Source organism: Citrobacter sp. RHBSTW-01044, assembly GCF_013781945.1.
GTDB classification, from domain to species: domain Bacteria; phylum Pseudomonadota; class Gammaproteobacteria; order Enterobacterales; family Enterobacteriaceae; genus Citrobacter; species Citrobacter braakii.
The window spans coordinates 508,139-530,547 of the sequence record NZ_CP056180.1; the positions used below are offsets into that span (position 1 = coordinate 508,139).

General features: G+C 52.1%; 19 protein-coding genes and 2 tRNA genes. 16 read left to right on the top strand and 5 right to left on the bottom strand.

Annotation, left to right across the window (positions count from 1 at the left end):
* Positions 1–14: 14 nt before the first annotated feature.
* On the top strand, positions 15–1,187 hold the full coding sequence (cgtA, locus tag HV352_RS02520; protein WP_016154676.1) for an Obg family GTPase CgtA: 1,173 nt from the start codon (positions 15–17) through the stop codon (positions 1,185–1,187).
* A 95-nt stretch (positions 1,188–1,282) separates the two neighbouring features.
* Here cgtA and dacB read toward each other — a convergent pair whose 3' ends face one another.
* Positions 1,283–2,716 carry a serine-type D-Ala-D-Ala carboxypeptidase gene (gene dacB, locus HV352_RS02525; protein WP_016157571.1) on the bottom strand — a complete coding sequence of 478 codons (1,434 nt, stop codon included), beginning with the start codon at positions 2,714–2,716 and terminating at the stop codon, positions 1,283–1,285.
* Between the two features lie 248 nt (positions 2,717–2,964).
* Between dacB and greA the strand changes: the two genes are divergently transcribed.
* Positions 2,965–3,441, top strand: coding sequence for a transcription elongation factor GreA (gene greA / locus HV352_RS02530; RefSeq protein ID WP_016154674.1), 477 nt, complete (start codon positions 2,965–2,967; stop codon positions 3,439–3,441).
* A gap of 153 nt (positions 3,442–3,594) precedes the next feature.
* Here greA and yhbY read toward each other — a convergent pair whose 3' ends face one another.
* The gene (yhbY, locus tag HV352_RS02535) at positions 3,595–3,888 is read right to left on the bottom strand and encodes a ribosome assembly RNA-binding protein YhbY (RefSeq protein ID WP_003025016.1); all 294 of its coding nucleotides are present in this window, start codon (positions 3,886–3,888) and stop codon (positions 3,595–3,597) included.
* Between the two features lie 125 nt (positions 3,889–4,013).
* Between yhbY and rlmE the strand changes: the two genes are divergently transcribed.
* From rlmE to glmM, 4 genes are all read left to right on the top strand, one after another.
* The gene (rlmE, locus tag HV352_RS02540) at positions 4,014–4,643 is read left to right on the top strand and encodes a 23S rRNA (uridine(2552)-2'-O)-methyltransferase RlmE (protein WP_003025015.1); all 630 of its coding nucleotides are present in this window, start codon (positions 4,014–4,016) and stop codon (positions 4,641–4,643) included.
* A gap of 99 nt (positions 4,644–4,742) precedes the next feature.
* Positions 4,743–6,677, top strand: a complete 1,935-nt coding sequence (gene ftsH, locus HV352_RS02545; RefSeq protein ID WP_019077783.1) for an ATP-dependent zinc metalloprotease FtsH — start codon at positions 4,743–4,745, stop codon at positions 6,675–6,677.
* A 98-nt stretch (positions 6,678–6,775) separates the two neighbouring features.
* Positions 6,776–7,624: a dihydropteroate synthase gene (gene folP, locus HV352_RS02550; protein ID WP_016154672.1), complete on the top strand. Its 849-nt coding sequence runs from the start codon at positions 6,776–6,778 to the stop codon at positions 7,622–7,624.
* Positions 7,617–8,954: a phosphoglucosamine mutase gene (glmM, locus tag HV352_RS02555; RefSeq protein ID WP_016157569.1), complete on the top strand. Its 1,338-nt coding sequence runs from the start codon at positions 7,617–7,619 to the stop codon at positions 8,952–8,954. The genes folP and glmM overlap by 8 nt, the downstream gene beginning before the upstream one ends.
* Before the next feature lie 45 nt (positions 8,955–8,999).
* Here the strand turns inward: glmM and dcuC are convergent, their stop codons facing one another.
* Both dcuC and iadA read right to left on the bottom strand, forming a co-directional pair.
* Positions 9,000–10,466, bottom strand: a complete 1,467-nt coding sequence (gene dcuC / locus HV352_RS02560) for a C4-dicarboxylate transporter DcuC (RefSeq protein ID WP_016157568.1) — start codon at positions 10,464–10,466, stop codon at positions 9,000–9,002.
* 10 nt (positions 10,467–10,476) lie between these two features.
* Positions 10,477–11,610: a beta-aspartyl-peptidase gene (gene iadA / locus HV352_RS02565; RefSeq protein WP_046275529.1), complete on the bottom strand. Its 1,134-nt coding sequence runs from the start codon at positions 11,608–11,610 to the stop codon at positions 10,477–10,479.
* Positions 11,611–11,758: 148 nt separating this feature from the next.
* Here iadA and HV352_RS02570 point away from each other — a divergent pair, with 148 nt between their 5' ends.
* The 3 genes from HV352_RS02570 (at position 11,759) to HV352_RS02580 (ending at position 13,248) form a co-directional block, all read left to right on the top strand.
* Positions 11,759–12,652: a LysR family transcriptional regulator gene (locus HV352_RS02570; RefSeq protein WP_181635172.1), complete on the top strand. Its 894-nt coding sequence runs from the start codon at positions 11,759–11,761 to the stop codon at positions 12,650–12,652.
* Between the two features lie 167 nt (positions 12,653–12,819).
* Entirely contained in the window at positions 12,820–13,152 is a 333-nt protein-coding gene (secG, locus tag HV352_RS02575) for a preprotein translocase subunit SecG (RefSeq protein WP_003025000.1), read from the top strand.
* A 9-nt stretch (positions 13,153–13,161) separates the two neighbouring features.
* A tRNA-Leu gene (locus tag HV352_RS02580) sits at positions 13,162–13,248 on the top strand.
* Positions 13,249–13,453: 205 nt separating this feature from the next.
* On the opposite strand, the gene argG is transcribed toward HV352_RS02580, so the two are convergent.
* Complete coding sequence (argG, locus tag HV352_RS02585) at positions 13,454–14,797, bottom strand: argininosuccinate synthase (protein ID WP_003024998.1); 1,344 nt, start codon at positions 14,795–14,797, stop codon at positions 13,454–13,456.
* 334 nt (positions 14,798–15,131) lie between these two features.
* On the opposite strand from argG, the gene HV352_RS02590 reads away from it, so the two are divergent.
* The 7 genes from HV352_RS02590 to rpsO all read left to right on the top strand — a co-directional run bounded on the left by HV352_RS02590 (position 15,132) and on the right by rpsO (position 22,210).
* Positions 15,132–15,208: transfer RNA gene (locus tag HV352_RS02590), tRNA-Met, on the top strand.
* Positions 15,209–15,415: 207 nt separating this feature from the next.
* On the top strand, positions 15,416–15,868 hold the full coding sequence (gene rimP / locus HV352_RS02595) for a ribosome maturation factor RimP (protein WP_181635173.1): 453 nt from the start codon (positions 15,416–15,418) through the stop codon (positions 15,866–15,868).
* Positions 15,869–15,896: 28 nt separating this feature from the next.
* Positions 15,897–17,384 (top strand): transcription termination factor NusA, encoded by a 1,488-nt coding sequence (nusA, locus tag HV352_RS02600; protein ID WP_003024992.1) that lies wholly within the window; start codon positions 15,897–15,899, stop codon positions 17,382–17,384.
* Positions 17,385–17,408: 24 nt separating this feature from the next.
* Complete coding sequence (infB, locus tag HV352_RS02605) at positions 17,409–20,099, top strand: translation initiation factor IF-2 (protein WP_016154667.1); 2,691 nt, start codon at positions 17,409–17,411, stop codon at positions 20,097–20,099.
* A gap of 220 nt (positions 20,100–20,319) precedes the next feature.
* Positions 20,320–20,724, top strand: coding sequence for a 30S ribosome-binding factor RbfA (rbfA, locus tag HV352_RS02610; protein ID WP_003024988.1), 405 nt, complete (start codon positions 20,320–20,322; stop codon positions 20,722–20,724).
* Entirely contained in the window at positions 20,724–21,668 is a 945-nt protein-coding gene (truB, locus tag HV352_RS02615) for a tRNA pseudouridine(55) synthase TruB (protein WP_047358518.1), read from the top strand. The genes rbfA and truB overlap by 1 nt, the downstream gene beginning before the upstream one ends.
* A gap of 272 nt (positions 21,669–21,940) precedes the next feature.
* Positions 21,941–22,210 (top strand): 30S ribosomal protein S15, encoded by a 270-nt coding sequence (rpsO, locus tag HV352_RS02620; protein ID WP_000059465.1) that lies wholly within the window; start codon positions 21,941–21,943, stop codon positions 22,208–22,210.
* Positions 22,211–22,409: the final 199 nt, after the last annotated feature.

The window sequence follows — 22,409 nt, forward strand, 5'->3', positions numbered from 1 at the left end:
TTACGGAGAGTAAAATGAAGTTTGTTGATGAAGCATCGATTCTGGTCGTTGCAGGTGATGGCGGTAATGGTTGCGTCAGCTTCCGCCGCGAAAAGTACATCCCAAAAGGCGGTCCGGACGGTGGAGACGGTGGTGATGGTGGTGACGTTTGGCTGGAAGCCGACGAAAACCTGAACACGCTGATCGATTACCGTTTTGAAAAATCATTCCGCGCGGAACGTGGACAGAATGGCGCGAGCCGTGATTGCACCGGCAAGCGTGGTAAAGATGTCACGATTAAAGTGCCTGTAGGTACGCGTGTAATCGATCAGGGCACGGGCGAAACCATGGGCGACATGACCAAACACGGTCAGCGTCTGATGGTCGCTAAAGGCGGCTGGCACGGTCTGGGCAACACCCGTTTCAAATCCTCAGTCAACCGTACTCCGCGTCAGAAAACGATGGGTACACCGGGCGATAAACGCGATCTGATGCTGGAGCTGATGCTGCTGGCGGACGTCGGGATGCTGGGCATGCCAAACGCCGGTAAATCGACGTTTATCCGTGCGGTGTCCGCGGCGAAGCCGAAAGTCGCTGACTATCCGTTCACCACTCTGGTTCCGAGCCTGGGTGTGGTACGTATGGACAACGAAAAGAGCTTCGTGGTTGCCGACATTCCGGGTCTGATTGAAGGCGCGGCTGAAGGCGCAGGCTTGGGTATCCGCTTCCTGAAACACCTGGAACGCTGCCGCGTACTGCTACACCTCATTGATATCGATCCGATTGACGGTTCCGATCCGGTTGAAAATGCCCGTATCATAATTGGCGAGCTTGAAAAATACAGCCAGGATCTGGCGTCTAAACCGCGTTGGTTAGTGTTCAACAAAATTGATTTGCTGGACAAGGCTGAAGCGGAAGAGAAAGCGAAAGCGATCGCCGAAGCGTTGGGCTGGGAAGGTAAATATTACCTGATCTCCGCCGCCAGCCAGTTGGGCGTGAAGGATCTCTGCTGGGATGTGATGACCTTTATCATCGAGAACCCGATTGTTCAGGCGGAAGAAGCGAAACAGCCAGAGAAAGTCGAGTTCATGTGGGATGATTATCACCGCCAGCAACTCGCTGAAGTCGAAGACGAAGCAGAAGATGACTGGGATGACGATTGGGACGAAGACGACGAAGAAGGCGTTGAGTTCATCTACAAGCGTTAATCACATTAAAAACCCCGGCCATGTTGCCGGGGTTTTGTTTCCAGGTTTCAGAAGGCCGGATTAGGTGCGTTAGCGCTGCCATCCGGCAAACATACTCAGTTATTCTGATAAATATCCTTGTATAACCGGCTTTCGAAGCGGACCAGTGGAATACGGCGATTACGCTGATCAGCTGGCTCTACCGCATAACCAGACAGATACTGCACAAATGCCATGCGCTGACCGCTTGCCGTGGTGATGAAGCCTGCCAGGTTATAGACCCCCTGCAGTGAGCCTGTCTTCGCCGATACTTTGCCATCTACGCCAGCCTGATGCAGACCCGCACGGTATTGCAAAGAGCCGTCATGGCCTGCCAGCGGCAGCATGGTGATAAAGTTCAGCTCGTTATCGTGCTGAGCGATATATTGCAGCACCTGCATCATGGTCGCCGGGGCAATCAGGTTATGGCGGGAGAGCCCAGAACCGTCGGCAATAATGGTGTTGCCGATATCAATACCCGCTTGCTGACGCAGAATCTGGCGTACGGCATCAGAACCTGCTCGCCAGGTACCTGGCACGTTAAATCGTGCATGGCCAATCATACGGAAAACGGTATCGGCAATCATGTTGTCCGATTTTTTCAGCATAATCTTAAGCAAGTCGTGCAGCGGCGCCGACTGCTTACTGGCTACCACGGTCCCCGGCTCGTTGACCAGCGTCTGGCGCAGCAGAGTCCCGCTGTAAGTGATACCGGCTTGTTTTAGCTCATCTTTGATAATCGCCCCGGCATAGCTGGCGCCGTCCTGAATAGCGAATGCCAGCGGCAGCGGATCGGCTCGTTGGGGCAGGCATCCGGTCAACGTAAAGCGGTTGAGATCGCCTGGAACCACGTCCAGTTCACAATATTGCGCTTCGGCAGAGCCACGAGCGAGAGTACGCACCTGACTGAACATGGTGACCGGGTAGTAAGATGCCACGCGGATAAAGGCGAGATCGTTAGGTTTTTGCGCGCTATAGAGTGAAACCGAGAAACAGTTACGATCGACAATGGCTGCCGCGGGCGGTGCGCTAAAACACTGCGTCATGTCGTTCCAGGGCCAGCCCGGCGCTTTATCATGGCTGGCGAAAATGGAGGTGTCGATCAAGACATTTCCGGCAATTTGCGTCACGCCTGATTTTTTCAGGGTTGCCACCATATTGCGAATATCCTGACGTTTTAGCGTCGGATCGGCACCAAATCGCGCCACTAAGTCACCTTTCAAAACGCCGCCTTCCACGTTGCCTTTAGTCTCAAGCGTGGTGGTAAAACGAAAGTCAGGCCCGAGCTGAATCAATGCCGCCAGCGCGGTGATCACTTTCTGGGTACTGGCCGGCAGCGCCATCTGCTGGCTATGGTAATCAATAGCAGGAGCAGGTGCGCCAACCTTCTGTACCATAAGGGCGAGGTTGGCCCCGGCAGGGAGCTGATTGATATACTCGTCGACGTTCGCAGCCTGAACGCTGAACGCTATACTGGCAGTCAATCCAATGGTAAATCTGGAAAATCGCATAATCTCGCGCTAACAACCTGGAAACAGGCCGTCATACTACGGCGCAACGCCCCAAAAAGTAAACGATGACCCATAGGGAACTCCAGGGTAAAATGATCATCAAATAGAGAATTGTAGCTGACCTGGGACCCTGAGCCCCGGGTCGGTATTTTTTTGCTTCTGACTCTGGCATGGCGTATGCCAGAGTGGGCTTAGCAGCCGGGGTGAGAGCAGCCGCCCCCTACAGGAATGTTCAAGAGGTATAACAAATGCAAGCTATCCCAATGACCTTACGTGGTGCTGAAAAACTGCGCGAAGAACTGGATTTTCTGAAATCGGTGCGCCGTCCTGAAATCATTGCCGCTATCGCAGATGCGCGCGAGCATGGCGACCTGAAAGAAAATGCAGAGTATCACGCGGCGCGCGAACAGCAGGGTTTCTGCGAAGGGCGCATTAAAGATATCGAAGCTAAACTGTCCAACGCGCAGGTTATCGACGTCACAAAAATGCCGAACAATGGTCGCGTAGTTTTCGGCGCGACGGTTACCGTGCTGAATCTCGATAACGACGAAGAGCAGACCTGGCGTATTGTCGGCGATGATGAAGCCGATTTTAAACAGAACCTGATTTCGGTGAACTCGCCTATTGCTCGTGGCCTAATCGGTAAAGAGCAGGATGACGTGGTGGTTATTAAAACGCCGGGCGGTGAAGTTGAATATGAAGTAACGAAGGTAGAATACCTGTAATTCGCATCTTGGTTAAGATGTTGATACATTGTAAAGAAAGGAAAAAGGCCGCTTAGCGGCCTTTTATCAACGAAGAGAGCGTGGCATTTTGCTCTCCTGCTAGCGGAAAATCCCGCGTTTTACACAAACTTCGTGTGCAACTTTGGGATATTCTTAGCGTGGCAGCGAGATTTTACGTTCTTTAGTCGGGCGATACAGTACCAGCGTTTTACCGATGACCTGTACATTGCAGGCGCCGGTTTCGCGTACGATAGCTTCCACGATCAAGGTTTTAGTATCGCGATCTTCCGAGGCGATTTTCACCTTGATAAGTTCATGGTGCTCTAACGCTTGTTCAATCTCGGCCAGTACCCCTTCGGTCAAACCATTGTTGCCAAGCATAACTACAGGCTTGAGCGGATGTGCCAGACCTTTCAGGTGCTGTTTTTGTTTAGTACTCAGATTCATCGTATATTTTTGCTTACGTTGGGATTGAAAACGGGTCATTCTACCGCCATCTCCCATATATCGCCAAATAGCTGTGTAGAAATTTACACCATTGGTTACGATGAACTGCCCTTTGGGAATGTGAAATGACAGGTAAAAAGCGTTCTGCCAGCTCGAGTCGCTGGCTTCAGGAACACTTTAGCGATAAATATGTTCAGCAGGCGCAGAAAAAGGGGTTACGTTCCCGTGCCTGGTTTAAACTTGATGAAATACAGCAAAGTGACAAAATTTTTAAACCGGGGATGACGATTGTTGATCTCGGTGCTGCACCCGGTGGCTGGTCGCAATATGCGGTTACGCAGATCGGCAACACTGGCCGCATTATCGCTTGCGATCTTTTACCTATGGATCCAATCGTTGGTGTGGACTTCCTTCAGGGCGACTTTCGTGATGAATTAGTCCTGAAAGCGTTACTTGAGCGCGTAGGTGACAGTAAAGTACAAGTTGTCATGTCTGATATGGCGCCAAATATGTGTGGAACACCGGCGGTGGATATTCCCCGGGCCATGTATCTGGTAGAGCTGGCGCTTGGAATGGCTCGTGATGTATTAGCGCCAGGTGGTAGTTTTGTAGTGAAGGTGTTCCAGGGCGAAGGCTTCGATGAGTATCTAAGAGAGATTCGCTCCCTGTTTACGAAGGTCAAAGTTCGTAAGCCGGACTCTTCTCGCGCCCGTTCGCGTGAAGTGTATATTGTAGCGACCGGGCGTAAACCATAACCGGTAGATTTCAAACGAAAGTTTGAAAGAAACTGGATATAGAGTATCCTGACGCTGTTTTTAACACAGTTGTAATATGAGGTTAATCCCTTGAGTGACATGGCGAAAAACCTAATTCTCTGGCTGGTCATTGCCGTTGTGCTGATGTCAGTATTCCAGAGCTTTGGGCCCAGCGAGTCTAATGGCCGTAAGGTTGATTACTCTACCTTCCTGCAAGAGGTCAATCAGGACCAGGTTCGTGAAGCGAAGATCAACGGACGTGAGATTAACGTTACCAAGAAAGATAGTAACCGTTACACGACCTACATTCCGGTTAACGATCCGAAGCTGCTTGATAACCTGCTGACCAAAAACGTCAAGGTTGTTGGTGAACCGCCTGAAGAGCCGAGCCTGCTGGCTTCTATCTTCATTTCCTGGTTCCCAATGCTGCTGCTGATTGGTGTCTGGATCTTCTTCATGCGTCAAATGCAGGGCGGTGGTGGCAAAGGTGCCATGTCGTTCGGTAAGAGCAAAGCGCGCATGCTGACGGAAGATCAGATCAAAACGACTTTTGCGGACGTTGCTGGTTGCGACGAAGCAAAAGAAGAAGTTGCTGAGCTGGTTGAGTATCTGCGCGAACCGAGCCGTTTCCAGAAGCTGGGCGGTAAAATCCCGAAAGGCGTTCTGATGGTCGGTCCTCCGGGTACGGGTAAAACCCTGCTGGCGAAAGCTATCGCAGGTGAAGCGAAGGTTCCTTTCTTCACCATTTCCGGTTCTGATTTCGTGGAAATGTTCGTGGGTGTCGGTGCATCTCGTGTGCGTGACATGTTCGAACAAGCCAAGAAAGCGGCACCGTGCATCATCTTCATCGATGAAATCGACGCCGTAGGCCGCCAGCGTGGTGCAGGTCTGGGCGGTGGTCACGATGAACGTGAGCAGACACTGAACCAGATGCTGGTTGAGATGGACGGCTTCGAAGGTAACGAAGGCATTATCGTTATCGCGGCAACTAACCGTCCGGACGTTCTTGACCCTGCGCTGCTGCGTCCAGGCCGTTTCGACCGTCAGGTTGTGGTTGGTCTGCCGGATGTCCGCGGTCGTGAACAGATCCTGAAAGTGCATATGCGTCGCGTACCGCTGTCTCCGGATATCGATGCGGCAATCATTGCACGTGGTACGCCTGGCTTCTCCGGTGCAGATCTCGCGAACCTGGTCAACGAAGCGGCGCTGTTTGCAGCTCGTGGCAACAAGCGTGTTGTATCGATGGTTGAATTCGAGAAAGCGAAAGACAAAATCATGATGGGTGCGGAACGTCGCTCCATGGTGATGACGGAAGCGCAGAAAGAATCTACCGCGTATCACGAAGCAGGCCACGCGATTATCGGTCGCCTGGTACCGGAACACGATCCGGTGCACAAAGTGACGATTATCCCGCGCGGTCGTGCGCTGGGTGTGACCTTCTTCCTGCCTGAAGGCGACGCAATCAGCGCCAGCCGCCAGAAACTGGAAAGTCAGATCTCCACGCTGTACGGCGGTCGTCTGGCCGAAGAGATCATCTACGGTGTTGAACATGTTTCTACCGGTGCGTCGAACGATATTAAAGTCGCGACTAACCTGGCGCGTAACATGGTTACTCAGTGGGGCTTCTCCGAGAAACTCGGTCCGTTGCTGTACGCTGAAGAAGAAGGCGAAGTGTTCCTGGGACGTTCTGTGGCGAAAGCTAAACATATGTCCGATGAAACGGCTCGTATTATCGATCAGGAAGTTAAACTGCTGATTGAGCGTAACTATGACCGTGCGCGTCGTCTGCTGAACGAAAACATGGACATTCTGCACTCGATGAAAGATGCGCTCATGAAATATGAGACCATCGATGCGCCGCAGATTGATGATCTGATGGCTCGCCGCGAGGTACGTCCGCCAGCGGGTTGGGAAGAACCGGGTTCTTCTAACAACAACTCTGGCAGCACCGGCAAGCCAAGTGCGCCGCGTCCGGTTGATGAACCGCGTGCGCCGGACTCTGGCACCATGTCAGAGCAACTGGGCGACAAATAAGTTATCGTTGATGATGACCGTGTTTTAATTTAAAACCCTGGGGCTTGCCCCGGGGTTTTTCTTATTTGTATATTCAAGATGTTATCAGGGATAAAACTATGAAACTCTTTGCTCAGGGGTCTTCACTGGATCTCAGCCATCCACACGTCATGGGGATTTTGAACGTCACGCCAGATTCCTTTTCCGATGGTGGTGCGCACAACTCTCTGGTTGAGGCGGTAAAACACGCAAACCTGATGATTAACGCTGGGGCGACTATCATTGATGTGGGTGGTGAATCCACGCGTCCAGGCGCGGCCGATGTGAGCGTGGAAGAAGAGTTGCAGCGAGTGATCCCGGTGGTGGAGGCGATTGCTCAACGTTTTGAAGTGTGGATTTCGGTCGATACTTCAAAAGCAGAAGTGATTCGCGAGTGCGCCAGAGTCGGCGCACATATCATTAATGACATTCGCTCACTCTCGGAGCCTGGGGCGCTGGAAGCCGCAGCAGAAACCGGATTACCGGTTTGTCTGATGCATATGCAGGGTCAGCCGAAAACCATGCAGGAAGCACCAAAGTACGAGGATGTTTTTGCTGATGTAAATCGTTACTTTGTTGAACAAATAGCACGCTGCGAGCGGGCTGGAATCACAAAAGATAAATTGTTGCTCGACCCCGGGTTCGGATTCGGTAAAAATCTCACTCACAACTACACATTACTGGCACGTTTGGCTGAGTTTCATCATTTTAATCTGCCATTGCTGGTTGGGATGTCACGAAAATCAATGGTTGGCCAGTTGCTGAATGTGGGGCCATCCGAACGCCTGAGCGGTAGCCTTGCGTGTGCGGTCATTGCCGCAATGCAAGGGGCGCATATCATTCGTGTCCATGACGTCAAAGAAACCGTAGAAGCGATGCGTGTGGTGGAAGCCACATTGTCTGCAAAGGAAAATAAACGCTATGAGTAATCGTAAATATTTTGGCACCGATGGGATCCGTGGTCGCGTAGGCGACGCCCCAATTACCCCTGACTTTGTACTCAAACTGGGTTGGGCTGCAGGAAAAGTGCTGGCACGTCATGGTTCACGTAAAATTATTATCGGCAAAGATACGCGTATTTCCGGCTATATGCTGGAGTCCGCACTGGAAGCGGGTCTGGCTGCCGCCGGACTGTCGGCTTCTTTCACAGGCCCAATGCCAACACCTGCTGTTGCATATCTGACGCGTGCCTTCCGTGCTGAAGCTGGGATTGTTATCTCCGCTTCGCACAACCCGTACTATGACAACGGAATTAAATTCTTCTCCATCGATGGGACCAAACTGCCGGATGCGGTTGAAGAAGCTATCGAAGCCGAAATGGAAAAAGCGATCACCTGCGTGGACTCGGCTGAACTGGGTAAAGCTACCCGCATCGTTGATGCTGCCGGTCGTTATATCGAGTTTTGCAAAGGCACCTTCCCGAATGAATTGAGTCTGAGTGAGCTTAAAATTGTGGTGGATTGCGCTAATGGTGCGACGTACCACATTGCGCCAAATGTACTGCGTGAGCTGGGCGCAAACGTGATTGCTATTGGCTGTGAGCCAAACGGTGTGAATATCAATGAAGAAGTCGGCGCTACCGACGTTCGTGCCCTGCAGGCGCGCGTGATGGCGGAAAAAGCCGATCTGGGTATTGCGCTGGATGGTGACGGCGACCGTGTCATTATGGTTGACCACGAAGGCAATAAGGTCGATGGCGATCAGATCATGTACATCATTGCCCGTGAAGCCCTGCGTCAGGGGCAACTGCGCGGTGGTGCGGTAGGTACGCTGATGAGCAATATGGGCCTCGAGCTGGCGCTGAAACAGCTGGGTATTCCGTTTGCCCGTGCGAAAGTCGGCGACCGCTACGTACTGGAAAAAATGCAGGAAAAAGGCTGGCGTATCGGTGCTGAAAACTCAGGCCATGTGATCCTGCTGGACAAAACCACCACCGGTGACGGTATCGTGGCGGGCCTGCAGGTACTGGCGGCGATGGTGCGCAACCATATGAGTTTGCACGATCTGTGCAGCGGCATGAAAATGTTCCCGCAACTGCTGGTTAACGTACGTTACACCGCAGGTAGCGGCGATCCGCTGGAACATGAAAACGTGAAAGCGGTGATGGCTGAAGTTGAAGCTGCACTGGGCAATCGCGGACGTGTTCTGCTGCGTAAGTCAGGTACTGAACCGTTAATTCGCGTGATGGTTGAAGGTGAAGATGAAGCGCAGGTGACTGAATTCGCTCACCGTATTGCCGATGCCGTCAAAGCGGTGTAATCACTAAAGACAGTGAAAACCGGAGTCTGGGACTCCGGTTTTTTTTTACTGTACGGGAAGCGACTGTTTATGTCGGCGCTGCCAGAAGTAACCACCGATCATTAATATTACAAGGACTGCCAGCCACGGCAGAACCGCCAGCAAATGCCCTGACCGGGCAAAGGTCAGCGCAATCATCAGTAACCAACCGCCCAGCATCGGAATCGCGGTGCGCTTAACAATATCCACAGGCGAGACGCCTGCAATTCCCGCGATAGCAATTATGACGCCGGCAATGGGGGATAACGTACGACCAATACCCGCCGATATCTGGATAGGCAACATCATGACTGCGATGTCGCTACCGATATGACGGCTGATGTCCGGTACCATTGGGGCGAAGGAGAAAAACGCCGCATTTCCGGAGCCCATTAGCGCTGAAATTGCAAAGGTGATAAGGGTCATCAGCAGGATAATAGAGGCGGCGCTGAGGCCAAATTCACCGGAAAGCGACAGCAGCGCATCGACGGCGCCAATGGCTTTCAGTCCGGCTGAAAAGACTTCACCGGCGATAATCAGCGTGACGACGGTAGCAAAAACGCTTCCCATGCTGTCGAAGACTTTTTGTACGCCTGCCATCACCTCGCGCGCCTTACGATGACGGCAATACTCACAAACCAGGGTAATGGCGAGGCTTATCAGTACGGCGGTATCCAGCGTAATTTTGAGCGAACTGAATACTAAATCACTGCACACCAGCATCAACACCAGAGGTAGCATGGGCAGAAAAAGCCAGGCGATCGGTGCTTCAGTTTCATCGGTCGACGTTAATGTCTGCATCTGCTGAGCCACACCGTCACTGCTTTCCCGATGGTCGAAAAAGCGTTGCACAACAATATGTAACAGGGCGATGAACAGAATAACGGGGACGACGATCGGCAACTGATCCTGCACGAAATAGTTCACCACCTCGATGCCTGCGGTTTTGGCGGCGAGAACCGAGTTGCCGGAACCTGGACCAAATTCAACCGCACAGGTACTGGCGATAACGGCGGCAACGGCAGCGCGGCTACAGCCAAGACGGGTCAGCAGAGGGTAGAGCGTCGCCATCAACAGCAGACCCAGCCCGGTGGCGCTGCTGATAAACAGCGACAGGAATTGACCCAGCAACAGCGCCAGCCCCAACAGCAGATACGGTGAGTTCAGGCGTTGCAAAGGGCGAGATGTCACCCGAACCAGCACCTGGCTTGCGCCAATGGCCGACATATATGTAGCGAAACCACCAATCAGCATAATTTGCAGCCCAAGGCCGCCGAGGCGCACGCTCAGGGTATCGCGAATAAACTCGAAGGCATCAAAGGGGCCGAATCCGGTACTTTTTTTCACCAGGTCACTGAGCGTGGTCATCCCGCTAAAATGCGCGATAAGCAGCAGCACAATCCCGGTCAACAGCAACACTGACTGGGGGTGATATTTTTTGAGGATCAGACGTCCGGCAAAAATGATGGCAATTAGCGCCAGTAATAATGACATTCTTGCCCCCTTACTCGAAGTTGCCAGTAACCAGGCACTCGCCATCCCGCAGCAACGGCTTACCCGCAGCGAACAGATGGGCCAGCGAGAGGTCATCATTGAGTACACAGATATCAGCACGTTCCCCGGCGCAGAGCACGCCGCCGGAAATACCCAACGAGCGAGCAACGTTTGCCGTCAACATCGCGATCGCTTGTGGCACAGGGATCCCCACATCAATCAAGCGAGGAAGAAGATTAAGGTTACCTGCGACCGGTGCCGCGCTTAAGCCTTCCACAATACCCTGGGCGTTAAAGCGCGGAACGCTGCCATTACCATCAGAGCTGATCGTGATGCGATCGGCTGGAACCTGGGCTTCCAGAGCGTGGAGGATTGCCTGCTCCTGAGGCATAAAGCGACTACCGCCAGACGTAACGTCGATATGGCCGCCACGATGAGCGAACGCAATCGCCTGTTCGAACAAGGGCGCTGTTCTCGCAACATGGGTCGGTGAAATGTGGTGAATCGGAATGCCTGCATCACACAGCTCAATAAGCTGTGACATCCCTTCCGGCAGATTCCCCAGATGTACATGCAGTAACCCTTTTTTGCCTGCCAGCAGGGAAGCCACGCGGATATCGCTTACTATTCTCAGCAATTCCTGGAAAGAGGGGTAAGAACCACGGTGATCGGCGAGGGCGATTTTGACGCCAAGAATCGCCGGAATGAAGGTCATGTCATCGCGGATGGATCGCGTAATGGTTGGGCTGGGTACCGCGTAGGCTCCCGTATGCATAAATGCGCGTAATCCCTCAAGGTTGAGAGACTGCATTTTGGCGTAGAGGTCTTTGGGCGAACGAGAAATGGCATCGGTACCTAACACGCCGACAACCGTGGTAATACCTGCCTGAATCAGATCGCGTAGCTTGACGGCTGGCGTTCGGCTGGCAAATCCAGCCTCGCCACCGCCACCGGTAAGATGGACATGTTGATCTATTATGCCTGGGATAACCCATTTGCCATGACAATCGATGACCTCGTCGACGCCATCAAACAGGGAAAGATCTTTTTCTACCGCCACAATTCGGTCGGCATGAATGAGCAGGGAGCAGAGGCCTAAATCCTCGGGAGAAAAAACACGGGCATTGGTCAATAAAGTAAACATATCGGTCCTGTCAAACGTCGTGGGTGAGAGTCGGCAGGTGAAAAGGAATATTGTTGTTATGATGCCCACCATAAAGCCATTACTATAACTATGACTATTACCGATTTGGTATTGGAGGATGCGGTTATGGCATGGTGGAGAGTTCAACGTGGATTGTAAGTGGCTGGAAGATTTTCTGGCATTGAGTCAGCATGGAAACTACTCTCAGGCCGCGGCGCAGCGACATATTACTCAACCCGCACTCAGTCGGCGTATAAAGGCGCTGGAAGAGGTGTTAGGGGTGCCGTTGTTTGACCGGACCACGACCCCCGTTACGCTGACACGCTATGGTGAACGCTTTGAACCCTATGCCCGGCACGTCCTCAGTACACTAACAGAGGCGCGCCACGAGCTATCGGCGATGACGCCAGCAACGGACAATACGCTGGTGATGGTTAGCCTGCATACGCTGTCGGTGAATATCCTGCCGGATATGATCAACTATCTGCGACAGAGTGAACCGCAGTTAAATTTTACGGTTAATGCCAGTATTCAGGGGATAGACAACCATTTTAACGCCTTGATAGATCGGCAAATCGATCTGCTGGTGACCTACGATTTACCATCTTCGCAGCCGGGGCTGGAGATTGCCGGAGGGTTAAAACGTTCACTATGGCGGTATGAGCGATTTATACCGGTTATTTCTGCGCAGTTGGCTAATACGCTTAACGATCCGCATGCGCCGATCCCATGGCTATGCTATAGCGACTACACCTTTGTCAGACGCATTATTGAGCCAGCTGAACAACGCGTCCGCCCACGTCTGAAAAAAGTGTTTGAGAGTGGTTTAAGCGAAACGATACGAGAAATGGTGCTGCGGCATATGGGGATGGCATGGTTACCCGAATCGATGGTGGCGGAAGAGTTGGTGAACCAGCAAATTATTCACTGCTGGCCAGAAAACGCTGACCTGATTTGTGAAATCCCCGTTGTGGTATGGGCGAATCTTGACGATCAACGCACCGTCATGCAGAGATGCTGGGAGAAGTTGCTGCGTTTTTGATTGATATGGCGATTTTTTCCGCAGTTGATACAATGCCAACAAATTGCCCTTGCGAAGGTTATTCGCTTTGGTTAGTATTCACACCCGCTTCAGTGGGAAACAGTAAACATTCCCGCTTTAATGGTCGAAGCATTGTACGCGGCAACTCCGCAAGGAACAGGTTGATTATGCACGAAGCTCTTTTAGTAGTTTTCCTTATTGTGGCAATTGGCCTGGTAGGCTTGATCATGCTGCAGCAAGGCAAAGGCGCTGATATGGGAGCCTCTTTTGGCGCAGGCGCTTCTGGTACTCTGTTTGGTTCAAGTGGTTCTGGTAACTTCATGACCCGCATGACAGCTGTATTGGGAACCTTGTTCTTCATCATCAGTCTGGTGCTGGGTAATATGAACAGCAATAAGACCAATAAAGGAAGTGAGTGGGAAAATCTGAGTGCACCGGCGAAAACCGAGCAAACTCAGCCAGCTGCTCCGGCTCAGCCGACCAGCGATATCCCACGCTAAGTATTCTGTACCGAGGTGGTGGAATTGGTAGACACGCTACCTTGAGGTGGTAGTGCCCTAACGGGCTTGTGGGTTCGAGTCCCATCCTCGGTACCAAATTCCAAAAAAAAAGACGCTGCAAAGCGTCTTTTTTTTCGTCTGTCATTTGTGGTGGTTCTGTAGGTCGGATAAGACATTTAGGACGCCGTCCGACTATTACAATACCTGATGATGTCTGGCTTATTAGGCCTCAGGGTAACAGAACATCCCTATTTTCTGCGCATAAAAAAGGCCGCTTTCGCGGCCTTAAGATGATGAATATTTACTTCGCCTTGTTTTCCAGATTCTCAACCTGCGGCAGGCCGGTTGTGGAAGAGGCGGTCAGCAGACCAGACTGCGCATAACCGAACAGCTTCTCGCGGGTATCAGTGATATCCAGATTACGCATGGTCAACTGACCGATACGATCATCCGGAGAGAATACCGAGTCGCCTTTTTCCATCGTCAGACGTTCTGGTTTGTAAGTCAGATTGTCAGACACGGTGTTGAGGATGGAGTAATCATTACCGCGACGCAGTTCCAGCGTCACTTCACCCGTAATCTGGCTGGCAACCCAACGCTGCAGACCGTCACGCAGCATCAGCGCCTGAGAGTCAAACCAGCGGCCCTGGTACAACAGACGACCAAGCTGGCGACCGTGCGCGTGATACTGCTCGATGGTGTCTTCGTTGTGAATCCCGGTCAGCAGACGCTCATAGGCGATGTGCAGCAATGCCATCCCCGGAGCTTCGTAGATGCCCCGGCTTTTCGCTTCAATGATACGGTTTTCAATCTGATCGCTCATACCCAGACCGTGACGACCGCCGATACGGTTGGCTTCCAGCATCATCTCAACGTCGTCGCTAAAGGTTTTACCGTTCAGCGCAACCGGATGACCCTGCTCAAAACGCACGGTGACTTCTTCTGCCGGGATCTTCACGCTCTCATCCCAGAATTTCACGCCCATAATCGGGTTGACGATTTTGACGCTGGAGTTCAGAAACTCGAGGTCTTTTGCTTCGTGGGTCGCCCCGAGCATATTGGAGTCCGTTGAGTACGCTTTCTCAACGGACATCTTGTAGTCGAAACCACAGGCAATCATAAATTCGGACATCTCATGGCGACCACCGAGTTCATCGATAAAATCGGTATCCAGCCATGGTTTGTAAATCTGCAGTTCGGCGTTGGTCAGCAGACCGTAACGATAGAAGCGTTCAATATCGTTACCTTTATAGGTGCTACCGTCACCCCAGATATTAACGCCATCTTCTTTCATGGCCGCAACCAGCATGGTGCCGGTGACAGCACGGCCCAGCGGAGTGGTATTGAAATAGGTCAGTCCGCCGGTGGTGTTGTGGAATGCACCGCACTGAATCGCAGCGATCCCTTCGGCAACCAGCTGCTTACGGCAATCTACCAGGCGAGCATTCTCAGCACCATATTCCATTGCACGGCGAGGAATGGCGTCATAGTCATCCTCATCCGGCTGGCCCAAATTCGCAGTATATGCATATGGGACAGCCCCTTTTTGTCGCATCCACAGCAGTGCTGCACTGGTGTCCAGGCCGCCGGAAAAAGCGATACCAATACGTTGACCTACCGGGAGATGCTTGAGAATCGTCGTCATAAAATAAAACCCTGCTTGATAGACTGGTGAAGAGGTCGGCTTATTATACTAATTGCATTTTTATGCAAAATAAGTGAGTTTTCATTTAATCATCTTTTCTGGATGACAGGAAGAGTTTAGTGATAATTTCGTTAAATAACGGCGCGGGTGACACATTTATCTGGTCGAATATTCGCTGGACAGCATTCATTGATTTGCATAGTCGTAACAAGGTTGACATACCGCATAGTGAATCAATATACTGTGCGCAGATTTTACGTCCCGTCCTCGGTACCAAATCCCAGCAGTATTTGCATTTTTTACCCAAAACGAGTAAAATTTGCCACGTTTCAGGCGCGGGGTGGAGCAGCATGGTAGCTCGTCGGGCTCATAACCCGAAGGTCGTCGGTTCAAATCCGGCCCCCGCAACCACTTTCCCTTAGAGTTCTTTTTCAAATATACTGTGAAGACTTAGGCCTTCGTAGCTGGATTTGAAAAAAATTCTTTCGGAAGGTTTTCCGAACCGCAGGTGCGGTTATAGGGTTCAGTTATATAAAGCCCCGATTTATCGGGGTTTTTTGTTATCTGACTACAGAATAACTGGGCTTTAGGCCCTTTTTTTATGTCTTGGGGGTGGGCTTGTCCACATTAGAGCAAAAATTAACAGAGATGATTACAGCGCCAGTTGAAGCCCTGGGCTACGAGTTGGTCGGCATCGAATTTATTCGTGGTCGCACATCCACACTGCGCATCTATATTGATAGTGAAGATGGCATCAATGTTGATGATTGTGCTGATGTGAGCCATCAGGTAAGCGCCGTGATGGATGTCGAAGACCCAATCACCGTTGCCTACAACCTGGAAGTCTCCTCTCCGGGTCTCGACCGTCCTCTGTTCACAGCTGAACACTACGTGCGTTTCCTGGGTGAAGAAGTGACGCTGGTTCTTCGTATGGCGGTACAAAACCGTCGTAAATGGCAGGGCGTTATCAAAGCGGTGGATGGTGAGATGATCACGGTCGCAGTCGAAGGTAAAGATGAAGTGTTCGCGCTGAGTAATATCCAGAAGGCGAACCTGGTTCCCCACTTTTAACAGTCTGGATTGAGGTGAAAAGCCCGCGATGAACAAAGAAATTTTGGCTGTTGTTGAAGCCGTATCCAACGAAAAAGCGCTGCCACGCGAGAAAATTTTTGAAGCGCTGGAAAGTGCGCTGGCTACAGCAACAAAGAAAAAATATGAGCAAGAGATCGACGTTCGCGTAGAAATCGATCGTAAAAGCGGTGATTTCGATACCTTCCGTCGTTGGGTAATCGTAGAAGAAGTTACTCAGCCGACCAAAGAAATTACGCTGGAAGCGGCACGCTTCGAAGACGAAAGCCTGAACGTGGGCGAATATGTTGAAGATCAGATTGAATCTGTCACCTTTGACCGTATCACCACCCAGACCGCGAAACAGGTTATCGTACAGAAAGTACGTGAAGCCGAACGCGCAATGGTTGTCGATCAGTTCCGCGAACACGAAGGCGAAATCGTCACCGGTGTGGTGAAGAAAGTTAACCGCGACAACATTTCTCTGGATCTGGGCAGCAATGCTGAAGCCGTGATCCTGCGTGAAGACATGCTGCCGCGTGAAAACTTCCGCCCAGGCGACCGTATTCGTGGCGTTCTTTACTCTGTACGCCCGGAAGCGCGCGGTGCCCAGCTGTTCGTAACCCGTTCCAAACCGGAAATGCTGATAGAGCTGTTCCGCATTGAAGTGCCGGAAATTGGCGAAGAAGTGATCGAAATTAAAGCGGCTGCTCGCGATCCGGGTTCACGTGCGAAAATCGCCGTTAAGACCAACGACAAGCGTATTGATCCGGTCGGCGCCTGTGTGGGTATGCGCGGTGCGCGCGTTCAGGCGGTTTCTACTGAACTGGGTGGCGAGCGTATCGATATCGTCCTGTGGGATGATAACCCGGCGCAGTTCGTGATTAACGCAATGGCGCCAGCAGACGTCGCTTCTATCGTGGTGGATGAAGACAAACACACCATGGATATCGCGGTTGAAGCCGGTAACCTGGCTCAGGCGATTGGACGTAATGGTCAGAACGTCCGCCTGGCTTCACAACTGAGCGGTTGGGAACTCAACGTGATGACCGTTGATGACCTGCAGGCGAAGCATCAGGCTGAAGCACATGCAGCCATTGATACCTTCACCAAATATCTCGATATCGATGAAGATTTCGCGACGGTTCTGGTAGAAGAAGGTTTTGCGACGCTGGAAGAACTGGCCTACGTGCCAATGAAAGAGCTGCTGGAAATTGACGGCCTGGATGAACAGACCGTTGAAGCGCTGCGCGAGCGTGCTAAAAACGCACTGACCACTCTGGCACTGGCCCAGGAAGAAAGTCTCGGTGATAACAAACCGGCTGACGATCTGCTGAATCTGGAAGGATTGGATCGTGAGATGGCTTTCAAACTGGCTGCCCGTGGTGTTTGTACGCTGGAAGATCTCGCTGAACAGGGCATTGATGATCTGGCTGATATCGAAGGGTTGACCGACGAAAAAGCCGGTGAGCTGATTATGGCTGCCCGTAATATTTGCTGGTTCGGCGACGAAGCGTAATAAACTGTAGCAGGAAGGAACAGTATGACAGATGTAACCGTAAAAACGCTGGCTGCAGAGATACAGACCTCCGTGGATCGCCTGGTACAGCAATTTGCTGATGCAGGTATCCCGAAGTCTGCTGACGACTCTGTGTCCGCACAAGAGAAACAAACCTTACTGGCGCATCTGAACCGTGAAAACGGCTCAGCGCCCGATAAGTTGACATTGCAGCGTAAAACGCGCAGTACTCTCAATATTCCAGGTACCGGTGGAAAAAGCAAATCGGTACAAATCGAAGTCCGCAAGACACGCACCTTTGTGAAACGCGATCCGCAAGAGGCTGAACGCCTTGCCGCGGAAGAGCAGGCGCAGCGTGAAGCGGAAGAGCAAGCCCGTCGTGAGGCAGAAGAAGCTGCCAAACGCGAGGCGCAACAAAAAGCCGAACGTGAGGCCGCAGAACAAGCTAAGCGTGAAGCCGCTGATAAAGCGAAACGTGAAGCTGCGGAAAAAGACAAAGTGAGCAATCAACAGACCGACGATATGACTAAAACCGCCCAGGCCGAAAAAGCCCGCCGTGAAAATGAAGCCGCAGAACTGAAGCGTAAAGCGGAAGAAGAAGCACGTCGCAAGCTTGAAGAAGAAGCGCGCCGCGTAGCGGAAGAAGCTCGCCGTATGGCGGAAGAAAACGAGAAGAATGGTGTGAATAACGCTGAACCTGTTGAAGATACCAGCGATTATCACGTCACCACCTCTCAGCATGCTCGCCAGGCAGAAGACGAGAACGATCGTGAAGTAGAAGGCGGTCGTGGTCGTACTCGCAGCACGAAAGCAGCGCGTCCGGCGAAGAAAGGTAACAAACACGCTGAATCTAAAGCTGACCGTGAAGAAGCGCGTGCAGCGGTTCGCGGCGGTAAAGGCGGTAAGCAGCGTAAAGGTTCCGCTCTGCAGCAGGGCTTCCAGAAGCCGGCTCAGGCCGTTAACCGTGACGTTGTGATCGGCGAAACCATCACCGTTGGCGATCTGGCGAACAAGATGGCAGTCAAAGGTTCTCAGGTCATCAAAGCGATGATGAAGCTGGGCGCAATGGCGACCATTAACCAGGTCATCGACCAGGAAACCGCACAGCTGGTTGCCGAAGAGATGGGCCACAAAGTTATCCTGCGTCGTGAAAACGAGCTGGAAGAAGCAGTAATGAGCGACCGTGACACCGGCGCTGCGGCAGAACCGCGCGCACCGGTAGTGACCATCATGGGTCACGTTGACCACGGTAAAACGTCTCTGCTGGACTACATTCGCTCCACGAAAGTTGCCTCTGGCGAAGCGGGCGGCATTACTCAGCACATCGGTGCGTACCATGTTGAAACTGACAACGGTATGATCACCTTCCTGGATACCCCGGGTCACGCCGCGTTTACCTCCATGCGTGCTCGTGGTGCTCAGGCAACGGATATCGTTGTTCTGGTTGTTGCAGCAGATGACGGCGTGATGCCGCAGACTATCGAAGCTATCCAGCACGCGAAAGCGGCAGGTGTGCCGGTAGTGGTTGCAGTCAACAAAATCGATAAACCAGAAGCGGATCCAGATCGCGTTAAAAACGAACTGTCCCAGTACGGCATCATGCCGGAAGATTGGGGCGGCGAGAGCCAGTTCGTCCACGTTTCTGCGAAAGCGGGTACCGGTATCGACGAACTGCTGGATGCTATCCTGCTGCAGGCCGAAGTACTGGAACTGAAAGCTGTGCGTAAAGGTATGGCGAGCGGTGCGGTTATCGAATCCTTCCTGGATAAAGGTCGTGGTCCGGTTGCTACCGTGCTGGTACGTGAAGGTACGCTGAACAAAGGCGACATCGTACTGTGTGGTTTCGAATACGGCCGCGTTCGTGCGATGCGTAACGAACTGGGTCAGGAAGTACTGGAAGCGGGTCCATCCATTCCGGTGGAAATCCTGGGTCTGTCCGGTGTTCCGGCTGCGGGTGACGAAGTTACCGTTGTTCGTGACGAGAAGAAAGCCCGTGAAGTTGCACTGTACCGTCAGGGCAAATTCCGTGAAGTTAAACTGGCTCGTCAGCAGAAATCTAAACTGGAGAACATGTTCGCCAACATGACCGAAGGCGAAGTTCACGAAGTGAACATCGTTCTGAAGGCCGATGTTCAGGGTTCTGTAGAAGCGATTTCCGACTCTTTACTGAAACTGTCTACCGATGAAGTAAAAGTGAAGATTATCGGTTCTGGCGTAGGTGGTATCACCGAAACCGACGCGACCCTGGCTGCGGCATCCAACGCGATTCTGGTTGGCTTCAACGTCCGTGCTGATGCCTCTGCACGTAAAGTTATCGAATCAGAAAGCCTGGATCTGCGTTACTACTCCGTCATCTATCATCTGATCGACGAAGTGAAAGCAGCGATGAGCGGCATGCTGTCTCCGGAACTGAAACAGCAGATCATTGGTCTGGCTGAAGTTCGTGATGTGTTCAAATCACCGAAATTCGGCGCTATCGCAGGCTGTATGGTTACCGAAGGCACGATTAAACGTCACAACCCAATCCGCGTACTGCGCGACAACGTGGTTATCTATGAAGGCGAGCTGGAATCCCTGCGCCGCTTCAAAGATGACGTCAACGAAGTCCGTAACGGCATGGAATGTGGTATCGGCGTTAAGAACTACAACGACGTTCGCGTTGGCGATATGATCGAAGTGTTCGAGATTATCGAGATCAAACGTACCATCGCATAATCTTCGTCGTCTTTTGGGCCGCAACTGCGTTGGCTGCGCTCGCTCACCCCGGTCACATAGTTATCTATGCTCCCGGGGATTTACGAGTTTGCCGCCTTGCTGCAACCCAAAATCCTTAGAAGATGATTAAGTGTAGGCTGGGGAAGCGAAGCGCCACCCGGCAAGAAATTTAAAAAGGGGCTTATGGCCCCTTTTTTGTCTTTATTCTGGAGAATTTATTATGGCGAAAGAATTTGGTCGCCCACAGCGTGTCGCGCAGGAGATGCAGAAAGAAATCGCACTCATCCTGCAACGCGAAATCAAAGACCCGCGTGTTGGTATGATGACCACCGTATCGGGTGTTGAGATGTCCCGAGACCTGGCATACGCTAAAGTGTTCGTGACTTTCCTCAACGATCAGGACGAAGCTGCCGTGAAAAACGGCATTAAGGCACTGCAGGAAGCCTCTGGTTTTATCCGCTCTCTGCTGGGTAAAGCAATGCGTCTGCGTATCGTGCCTGAGCTGACCTTCTTCTACGACAATTCGTTAGTTGAAGGGATGCGCATGTCCAACCTGGTGACCAGCGTGGTGAAACATGACGATGAGCGTCGTGTGAACCCAGCGGACGACAGCAAGGAGGACTGATGAGTCGTCCTCGTCGTCGTGGTCGCGACATTCACGGTGTTCTGCTGCTGGATAAGCCGCAGGGCATGTCCAGCAATGACGTACTGCAAAAAGTAAAGCGCATCTACAATGCCAACCGCGCGGGACATACCGGCGCGCTGGATCCGCTGGCGACAGGCATGCTGCCTATCTGCCTCGGTGAAGCGACTAAGTTTTCCCAGTATTTGCTGGATTCTGACAAACGCTATCGTGTGGTTGCCCGTCTGGGCCAGCGTACCGACACCTCCGATGCCGATGGGCAAATCGTGCAGGAGCGTCCGGTAACCTTCAGCGCAGAGCAGCTTGCCAGCGCGCTGGAGACTTTCCGCGGCGATATCGAGCAGATTCCGTCAATGTATTCGGCGCTGAAGTACCAGGGTAAAAAGCTGTACGAATATGCGCGTCAGGGCATTGAAGTGCCGCGTGAAGCGCGCCCGATTACCGTCTATGAGTTGCTGTTTATTCGCCACGAAGGTAACGAGCTGGAGCTGGAAGTTCACTGCTCCAAAGGCACTTATATTCGCACCATCGTTGACGATCTCGGTGAGAAGCTGGGCTGCGGCGCGCACGTAACGTATCTGCGTCGTCTGACGGTCAGCAAGTATCCGGTGGATCGTATGGTTACGCTGGAACATCTGCATGAGCTGGTTGAACAGGCCGAACAGCAGAACATTCCGGCGGCGCAGCTGCTTGATCCTTTGCTGATGCCAATGGACAGTCCTGCATCGGACTACCCTGTTGTTAATTTGCCTTTAACATCGTCGGTTTACTTTAAAAATGGTAACCCGGTACGGACGTCAGGTGCGCCGCTTGAAGGGCTGGTGCGCGTGACGGAAGGCGATGACGGCAAGTTTATCGGCATGGGGGAGATGGACGATGAAGGTCGTGTCGCCCCTCGTCGCCTGGTGGTTGAGTATCCTGCATAGCGCTCTCTGTCTTGCGATAAAAGGGCGCTGCGAGTAGAATACTGCCGCTTAACGTCGCGTAAATTGTTTAACAATCTGCGTGACGTGTACACAAAATCATTCGAGCTGCATCAAGGCGGCAGGTCTGAGGATCCTCAGGAGCTTACTCAGGTAAGTGACCGAGGTGAGCGGACACAGCCAGCGCAGGGTCAGTTTGAAGAAGGCGTGTATACACTGGGATAGCTGAATTAGAGATCGGCATCCTTTCATTCTTAACACTTTGGAGTTTTAAAATGTCTCTAAGTACTGAAGCTACCGCTAAAATCGTTTCTGAGTTTGGTCGTGATGCAAACGACACCGGTTCTACCGATGTTCAGGTTGCTCTGTTGACTGCACAGATTAACCACCTGCAGGGCCACTTTGCAGAGCACAAAAAAGATCACCACAGCCGTCGTGGTCTGCTGCGCATGGTTTCTCAGCGTCGTAAACTGCTCGACTACCTGAAACGTAAAGATGTTGCACGTTACACCGCGCTGATCGAGCGTCTGGGTCTGCGTCGCTAATTCTTTCGAGTTTCAGAAAGAGGGGGCCTTCATGGCCCCTTTTTTCCAGCAGATGGCAGCAATTCGCTGGAAACTAATGTATTGTTGCTATGAATGATCTTCCGTTGCAGAGGTTCGCGCGGCTAATGAGAGGCTTTACTCATGCTTATGGGTTAGGGTTGTCATTAGTCGCGAGGATGCGCAGAAGATCGGGTATTAA